Raw genomic sequence first — 7,216 nt, forward strand, 5'->3', positions numbered from 1 at the left:
ATGACTGACGAGGAGTTCGATGCCCCCGCCGCCATCGAGCGCCACCCCTGCCCGACCTGTGAGGTGCCCGCCGGATCGGCGTGCCGCACCGGCGCCGGGAAGACCGCGGTGAAGTACCACACCCGCCGCCTCCAGCTCGTGCCCCGCGTCGCCGAGGAACTCCACATCCTCACCCCGCCCGACCGAGGCCCCGGCAGACGCTGGGTGCTCGGCCCCGAACCCGGCGAAGCCGAGCCCGCCGAGCCCGCACCGCTGGCGGCGGGGATCACTGCGGTCCGCATCGGCTATGCCCGTTGCAGTACCGCTACTCAAGAACTCCAGTCCCAGCTCGACGCGCTGGAGCCGGTCTGCTTCCAGGTGTTCCACGAGAAGGTCTCCACCCGCATCAGGGTCTGGCCCGAGTACGAGAAGGCGGTCACAATGGCCCGCCGCTTCAAACGGCTGCACCCAGGCGTCCAGGTCATCCTGACCGTCCACGAATTCCGCCGACTCGGCCGCGGCACCGACCTCCTCGTCACCGTCGAGGACCTGCGCAAGGCCGGCATCGCCCTGGAATTCCTGAGCGGCCCCATCACCGGCCTGTACGCCCCCGGCGACCGGCACGGCCAGGGCGCCGTCCTCTTCGGCGTCCTCGCCGCCCTCTCCGGCGCCGAACGCACCTACACCCGGGAGAAGACCCTGGAAGGCCAGGAATCCGCCCGCAAGCGCGGCCGCACCGGCGGCCGGCCGCCCTCCCTCGACGCCGGCCAGATCGAGTACGCCCTCGCCCTGCGCGCCAAGGGCACCCCCATGAAGGAGATCCAGCAGAAGACGTTCATCGCCCGCGGCAAGCACAAGGGCAAGAACCCCAGCCTGCCCACCCTGTACCGCACCCTCGCCGAAGCCGCCGCACAGGACACCGACGCATGAACACCACCGGCAACGGCGGCGAGAGGGCCGCCACGTTCCGCGTCACCCTCCAGTTCCGCAAAGACGGCCCGTCCTCCAGCGGCTGGTGGGCCAAACCGGAGGTCGCCGAAGAGAAGTTCCACGAACACGCCCACCAGCTGATCGACTACACCATCACGCGGGACACGATCCCCGGAGCATGCTCCGGGCGCTACCGCGCGTATCCCCTCCAAAACCTCTAAAGCGCGGTGTATCCACCGTCCACGGGCAGTACTGCACCTGTGATGTAGCTTGAACTGTCCGACGCGAGAAATGCCACTGCGTTCGCGACCTCGTTGGCCGTTGCCAGACGGCGAAGCGGAATCGAGGACTCACGAGTGCGTCGGTATGCTTCAGGATCCGGACGCCTCTGAAACGACGCCTCGATGACGTCTGTCGCGGTGAGCCCTGGTGCCACCACGTTGACGCGAATATTCTGCTCGGCGAGCTCGATGGCTGCTCCGCGGGCCAGCATGATCATTCCGCCTTTGGCCGCGGAGTAGAGCGTCTCGCCTGGCATGCCGACGATCCCCAGCCGAGAGCTGATGCAGACGATCGACCCACCTCGCGCTCCTGTGGATATCAGGGGGATGAAGTGCTTCATCACCAGGAATGCGCTGAGCAGGTTGCTGTGGAGTACCTCGAGTGCCTGAGCAGGTGTGGTGTCGACGAGCGGCGCGCTGAACTGCACTCCATGCCCGATCACCAGGACATCAACGGTGCCGAACTCCTGTGCCGCCTTGGCTGCAAGGCTTCGGACGAAGGAATCGTCATTCAGGTCACCTCTGAGATAGATGTCCTTGAGGCCCTGGTTGGCGAGGGTGGGTCTCCTCCCTGTGAGGAGCAGGCGTGCTCCCTCACGTCTGAACGTGTCGGCCACCGCTTGGCCGATTCCACTTGTAGCCCCGGTGATCACCGTCTTGGCGTTGTTAAGGCGCACGGATTCCCTGACCTTTTCTGGAGACCTGACGGGCGGGCAACGGGCGGTGCGAGCACGGCTGTCACCCCAGGGTGAGAAGCCCGGCCCGGCTGCCGGTATGGCTCGGCGGCAGCGAATCGACGGCATACGGAAGCCTATTCAAAACCCCCGTGGACCGTGGGGAGTTCGGGATCATGATGCCGATTCGATCGGGCCTCGGCGCCGGGTAGATGCCCTGGTGGGGCGTCACCCGGCCCCCGACAGGGGCCCCGAGGATCACGAGCTCGCCTCCGACCTGCAGAAATAGTTTTGTATTGGCTTCACGCTTCCGGATCCGACCGGCATCCTGTGGCGGGACATGCCCGGCCCTGTTCTGCGACCGCAGAGGGGCCGAGGGCAAGCACCGCGGCCGGGACGTCCTGTGGCTCTCGACAGCGTGTCAACATCCTCTGGGCCCTTCTGCCTGACGGGCGGCGCTACGAAGTCACGCCGGCCGTCCGCTCTCGGTCTGACAGGCGACATGAGGAGCTCAATGCGCCGTCCATGGCGACGTGAAGGCAGGCCCTCAGTTTCAATCTCTCGCGTCAGCTTGTGTCAGCGTGAGCTGCAGATCATTTACGGATGCCGTCGGCTACTCGTGGTGAACTGCGGTAATCGTGCTTCAGTGAGCTTTCTGTTTCAGATGGTCACGTGCCCATGGACGGTTTCTCTGCGATGATCAGTGAGTTGATCACTTCTGTGTGGGGGTGAAGCACAGCTAAGGGCCGGAATCCTCCCAGTTCCCGTATGTTCACCGGGGGGTAGAGCAAAGTACGGAGCGCATGGGCGCTACGGGCCAGTAGTATCGCACCGGGTTTCGCGTACCGGTAGAGATGCCTCAGTATTTGCGCCTTGACTTCCGGATCCAGTCCGACAAGCGCGGCCATGTAAAGTAAGTCGTACCTGGACAGATTCAGGTACGACATGACATCGGCGCATTCATAACGTACAGAGCGGGCGCCCAGCACGCCAGCTACCTGTTCGGCCAGCCGGACCGCCTGCGGATCGATATCGATGCAATCGATATCGATAGATTCCTGTCCGCTGGACAGTAGTAATGAGGTGAGCGGTAGCGGGCCCGCGCCAACAAAAAGCACATGGTGTGGGGATGCTCCTGCAAGGGCCCGCATGGTGTTGTATTCCAGCCGGGTCAGTACTTCATAGTTGGCGAAGTAGGGGAACTCTCGCATCTCGCGGTGCGGATCAGGGCTTGAGATGACACGTTGCGCCCATACCCGTTCGAGCTGAAACTCCGCAGCCGAGCACAGATCCCATAGCGCGGGAAGAATGCCACGAACCTCTGGATCGCTCAGCGCCTTCTCGATGACCTCATCGTCCTGGGGGCATACAGCCAGCGCAACCAGTTCATTGAGTACCGCGTCTGTTTCCGGATTGGGTGTGAGAGTAGGCAATGCCGACAACGTTTTGTAGAGGCCCAGGAGGCTTCCGACCACCTCCGTATATGGAAGCCGTTCCCGGCTCCCATCGTTAGTGATCATGGGTGTTCCGATCGTTTCGCTGTAATTTTTCGGCGGCCTGAGCAATGAACGGCCGGCTTGCGCCACGCTTCACGTTGTTGCGGCGGGTCCGTAGGCCTTCAAATAACTCTCAACCGCTTTGACGCGTGCATTACCCATCAGCAACGGCTCGTACCGTGCCCCCTCAGGGCCGATGAACGGGGCAAGCGGCTGCACTACTGTGGTGAGACTGGGCCTCCACCACACGCCAATTGAACGGCGGGTCGCCCTCCCGCCCGCGACGACACGGTGCGGCCATGCTCGCAGACGGCCGTTGGTCCACCGATGCAGCACCTGGCCAGTAATAATCTGCAACGCACCGGGGATGACGGGAACAGTAATCCAGCGCCCGTCGGCGGTTTTGCCTTGCAGGCCGTCATAGTCACCGTTCTGGTGCAGGACCGTGAGGATTGTGGTGTCCGCATGCTCCGACATCAGAATTTCACGTTCGTCTTCCGGCCGCCCGGGCGGTGCATCCGTGTGCGTGCAGGCAGGGTAGCTGTTGACGCTCAGGCCGACTTCATGCGGCCGCTCCGAGAGAGGAAATGTGGAGGCCGGCACGCCAAGTGCCCGGGCATAAAGGCCAAGTACCCGGTTGGCCAGCTCGGTGCAGGCAGCACGGTAGCGTCGTGCTGCATCCGCCAGGCCAGGGTCGTCCGCCGGCCAGACATTCCCGTCGGTATAGAGGCGCGCATATGCTTTCGGAACACCTGCTGCCAGTGCTTCTTCCGGACTCTCGAACTGGCCGATATGTATCTGTTCCATCGCCAGCCGACCATTTCTGTCGAAATGCTGTGACCAGCCACGGAGCGGATTACCTGACGGGCTGACCAGCTTGGCTTTCTCATCCAAAGCCCCCATCAGGAGATGGTCCACACGTCCCGCGAAATCGACAACCATTCCATCGGGTACACTGTGGTTGACAACCTGGATAATTCCGGACTCTTCGGCGTTAACTTTTATGGTTTCAAGCAGCTTCTGAGGCACATGCGGACTCAGCGCCTCTTCCAGGTCAACAACGAGAATGTCGCTGGACATGACCCACCTTTTCTAAGGGTGACTCTCCACCATCCAAGCCCGCAGGGTAGGCCTGCGGGCTTGATGAAACCCAGGGCAGCACAGAGGTATTTGCCGGCGATTTTAGGACGTGCGCCAGCCGGGCGACCGGTGCTCCCGGGTGACTGAGGGCGTGAGACGATCTTCCGGTTGATCAAGGTGGGGGCAGATGCCCGCACGTCCCACACGCGACCGCACCTTGCTGCTGCTCAAGGGCCTGAGTGCCAGCCGACAATTGTGAACGACCCTCCGGGGGCCCGCCGGAGCCAGGCTGTCTTCCGGTCGCACGGCAAACGGCAGCACTCTCAGGTGCGGTCGTTTTCCCTTCAAGATCTGTCACACGTTCCCGGAAGGATCAGCCGATAGCCGGCTCATATTTCAGTGGCAACCCCCGCGGCAGCGACGCATCCCCCGTCACACCACGGACCGCCGAGCCGATCTCCGACCCTGCTCGGCGCTCCGCTCCCCACAGCGTTCTCAGGGCATCGTCACGGTGCACACCCGAGCACCTGTGGCAGCCGATACACCACGGCCGGTCAGGCACGCTGTGACGTCTCCTGCGAATTGCAGCCCCAGCAGGTCGATGCGGGCCCCCTGGTAGTACCCGCCGGTGATGGTGCCTGGAGTGTGTCCGATGCCATGGCCCTGCACGAATTCCGCGACCGTCGGTGCGTCGAGGCTGAAGGCACTCCCGGTGCCGTCCGACCACTTGAGGACCCCGTGCAGATTCTGCTCGGTGACGGCGCCTGTGCACTCGCCCTCGAAAGTGCCGTCGATCTGAAGGGACACCAGCAACCTGGTGGGGACGTCTGAGGTCGGTACCGCAGGCACAAATGTCGTCTCACTGTGCACGGTAACAAGGTCACTTGTGTCAGTGAGGGGTGGATCGTACCTCCGCTCGGCGGTTCCCATACCGGCGACGATGAGGGTCGGCATCGTGGCTCCCCTTTCTCCGTGCCTGCCCACGTGCTACAAGGGCAGGGTGTCAGGAAGCATCCCCACGTGTTGCCTCGCAGAGGCCCCTGAACTCTACGCTTATCAGAAGGCTTTACCGCTCCCGCCGCAGTGTGAACCTGCCGGGCAGGGGCGGGGGAAGCACACAGGGGGCTTACGGAACTCGGCGTGGGTGAGCGGGGTGGTCCTACGCTGTTCATGGGTCTGGTGAGCTTGTCGTACATGCTGTTGAAGCAGATCACGTACGACCTGGCACAGACCGATACCGCCAAGCGCCCCGGAGTACTGGTGGGCCGCTCCCACGCAGTCGGTCGAGGACTTCTCATCCCCGGTCTCATCGATGACCAGCACCGCCTGGTCATCGGCGAGTTCACCCGCCGTGCAATTGCGGCGTTCCAGATCGCCTGCGTCATCTCCCGGGCCAGCAACCGCGAGTCCCGCCGCGGAAAGCACCCAGCCACCTCGGCCATCAGTGCCCCGAACACCGTCGTCCACGACTGCCCGGCTATCGTGGCCTGCACGGCCACCACGCTCCGTTCCGTCTTCACAAACGATCATGATCGCGGTGGTCGTTCCCATACCCGCAGCCGCCATGACCTGCACAGACGCGTCAACGATCAAGGCAATCATCGCCCCGCCGCCACACCGCGGCCTGCGCATCAGCTCGCGCTGATCACGCCTATTGCCTCATTCTGGCGTACTCCGGCTGCCCTCCAACTTGACGCGGTTGACGTAGCCCCGGCATACCAGGGTGCGGGAGTCGACTTGAACGCCGGGGCCGAGGATGACGTCGCCAGCCTGCGCCGCGTCCCAGTCGGGCGGTGTCGCGAGGTCCATGTGCAGCAGCAGCGTGCGCCCGTCCAGCTCGATCTCCACGAGGGAGCCGACCGGGGCGTCGTCGCGGTCGATGTAGCGGTAGCGCGGGGTGTGGCCCTGGCGGCGCAGCCACGTCTGGGTGGCCGCCCGCACGTACAGGTGGTCCGCGCTCGCGACGCCCCGGGAACGACGGCCGCATTCGGGCAGCAGCCCGTCGGGGTCGGGGAAGTGGGCGAAGTGGCTGACGCGGACGTTGCCCCGTCTCGTCAGGAGCTGGCCGCCGCACCCGCCAAGCAGGAGAACGTAGTCCCGGCGAACTCCTCGCGGAACTCGTCGAGCTCGTCGGTATCTGTCGGGCAGACCACCGGATCGTCGGACTCGGGATCCGCCAGAACGGCCGTCTGGATCTGCCGGTTGTCAACGCCCATCGCCAGCCCCTTCGCCAGCACAGCCCACCTCTCCAACCTGCGGGGAAGTGTTCTGCGGGCGAGAGGAGAGGTAGATCACCTTCAGTCGTTCAGCCTAACGAGCGTCACGGAGAGTCGCGCCGAAATGTGGGAAACGTCGTCAACACGACGGGCCGTCACCGGCGTTCATCCCGGCGCCGACGCCCGCACTGCCCGGCTCCCTTCCCGTGGGCAGGCCTGGCCTTCTGATCCCGGTGGTCGCCTGCCCCCCGGCCGGGGAGAAGCGGCTACGTCGGCTTCCGCGTGGCGGGTGAAAGACCGCCTTCCCCATACTGCTGGGCATTGCCCAGCAGTGGTCCCGGCGCTTTTGGCTGGCAGATGGCTGGTTATCGAGCAGAAGAGGCCGGTGCGCCGCTGGGCCAACGTGGCGCTGTGCCGTTTCCAGTGGAAACGGCACACTGGAGTGGTCCCTCTTTACGTCGTAAGCTTGTCATTTATGGTCCGGCGTCGAACACGGCTCGAACTTGGTCGGCGTTTTCGCAGTTCAGCGGACGAGAAGGCGGCCCCCGTCTGATCCTGTG

8 protein-coding genes and 1 pseudogene are annotated in these 7,216 nt (G+C 64.2%); 2 read left to right on the forward strand and 7 right to left on the reverse strand.

Annotation, left to right across the window (positions count from 1 at the left end):
- Positions 1-909: a recombinase family protein gene (locus ACZ53N_RS30830; protein WP_469144101.1), complete on the forward strand. Its 909-nt coding sequence runs from the start codon at positions 1-3 to the stop codon at positions 907-909.
- Positions 906-1,130 (forward strand): hypothetical protein, encoded by a 225-nt coding sequence (locus ACZ53N_RS30835; protein WP_469144102.1) that lies wholly within the window; start codon positions 906-908, stop codon positions 1,128-1,130. Before ACZ53N_RS30830 ends, ACZ53N_RS30835 begins: the two co-directional genes overlap by 4 nt.
- Here ACZ53N_RS30835 and ACZ53N_RS30840 read toward each other — a convergent pair.
- The 7 genes and pseudogenes from ACZ53N_RS30840 to ACZ53N_RS30870 all read right to left on the reverse strand — a co-directional run bounded on the left by ACZ53N_RS30840 (position 1,127) and on the right by ACZ53N_RS30870 (position 6,656).
- A complete protein-coding gene (locus ACZ53N_RS30840) occupies positions 1,127-1,867 on the reverse strand; it encodes an SDR family NAD(P)-dependent oxidoreductase (protein ID WP_469144103.1) in 741 nt (246 codons plus the stop codon). The genes ACZ53N_RS30835 and ACZ53N_RS30840 overlap by 4 nt on opposite strands.
- 665 nt (positions 1,868-2,532) lie before the next feature.
- Entirely contained in the window at positions 2,533-3,450 is a 918-nt protein-coding gene (locus ACZ53N_RS30845; protein ID WP_469144104.1) for a nicotianamine synthase family protein, read from the reverse strand.
- A gap of 3 nt (positions 3,451-3,453) precedes the next feature.
- A complete protein-coding gene (locus ACZ53N_RS30850) occupies positions 3,454-4,440 on the reverse strand; it encodes a 2OG-Fe(II) oxygenase family protein (protein ID WP_469144105.1) in 987 nt (328 codons plus the stop codon).
- A gap of 495 nt (positions 4,441-4,935) precedes the next feature.
- The gene (locus ACZ53N_RS30855) at positions 4,936-5,394 is read right to left on the reverse strand and encodes a hypothetical protein (RefSeq protein WP_469144106.1); all 459 of its coding nucleotides are present in this window, start codon (positions 5,392-5,394) and stop codon (positions 4,936-4,938) included.
- A 264-nt stretch (positions 5,395-5,658) separates the two neighbouring features.
- A pseudogene (locus tag ACZ53N_RS30860) lies at positions 5,659-5,960 on the reverse strand (transposase); the annotation flags it as partial.
- 139 nt (positions 5,961-6,099) lie between these two features.
- Positions 6,100-6,381 (reverse strand): hypothetical protein, encoded by a 282-nt coding sequence (locus ACZ53N_RS30865; protein ID WP_469144107.1) that lies wholly within the window; start codon positions 6,379-6,381, stop codon positions 6,100-6,102.
- A gap of 113 nt (positions 6,382-6,494) precedes the next feature.
- Positions 6,495-6,656: a hypothetical protein gene (locus ACZ53N_RS30870; RefSeq protein WP_469144108.1), complete on the reverse strand. Its 162-nt coding sequence runs from the start codon at positions 6,654-6,656 to the stop codon at positions 6,495-6,497.
- Between the last annotated feature and the right edge of the window lie 560 nt (positions 6,657-7,216).

The organism is Streptomyces sp. NPDC033229 (assembly GCF_055576875.1).

Excerpts from the sequence above, each read along its gene's own strand:
- ACZ53N_RS30830 (WP_469144101.1), top strand. The coding sequence starts at position 1 with ATGACTGACGAGGAGTTCGATGCCCCCGCCGCCATCGAGCGCCACCCC.
- ACZ53N_RS30835 (WP_469144102.1), top strand. The coding sequence starts at position 906 with ATGAACACCACCGGCAACGGCGGCGAGAGGGCCGCCACGTTCCGCGTC.
- ACZ53N_RS30850 (WP_469144105.1), bottom strand. The coding sequence starts at position 4,440 with ATGTCCAGCGACATTCTCGTTGTTGACCTGGAAGAGGCGCTGAGTCCG.
- ACZ53N_RS30855 (WP_469144106.1), bottom strand. The coding sequence starts at position 5,394 with ATGCCGACCCTCATCGTCGCCGGTATGGGAACCGCCGAGCGGAGGTAC.
- ACZ53N_RS30870 (WP_469144108.1), bottom strand. The coding sequence starts at position 6,656 with ATGGGCGTTGACAACCGGCAGATCCAGACGGCCGTTCTGGCGGATCCC.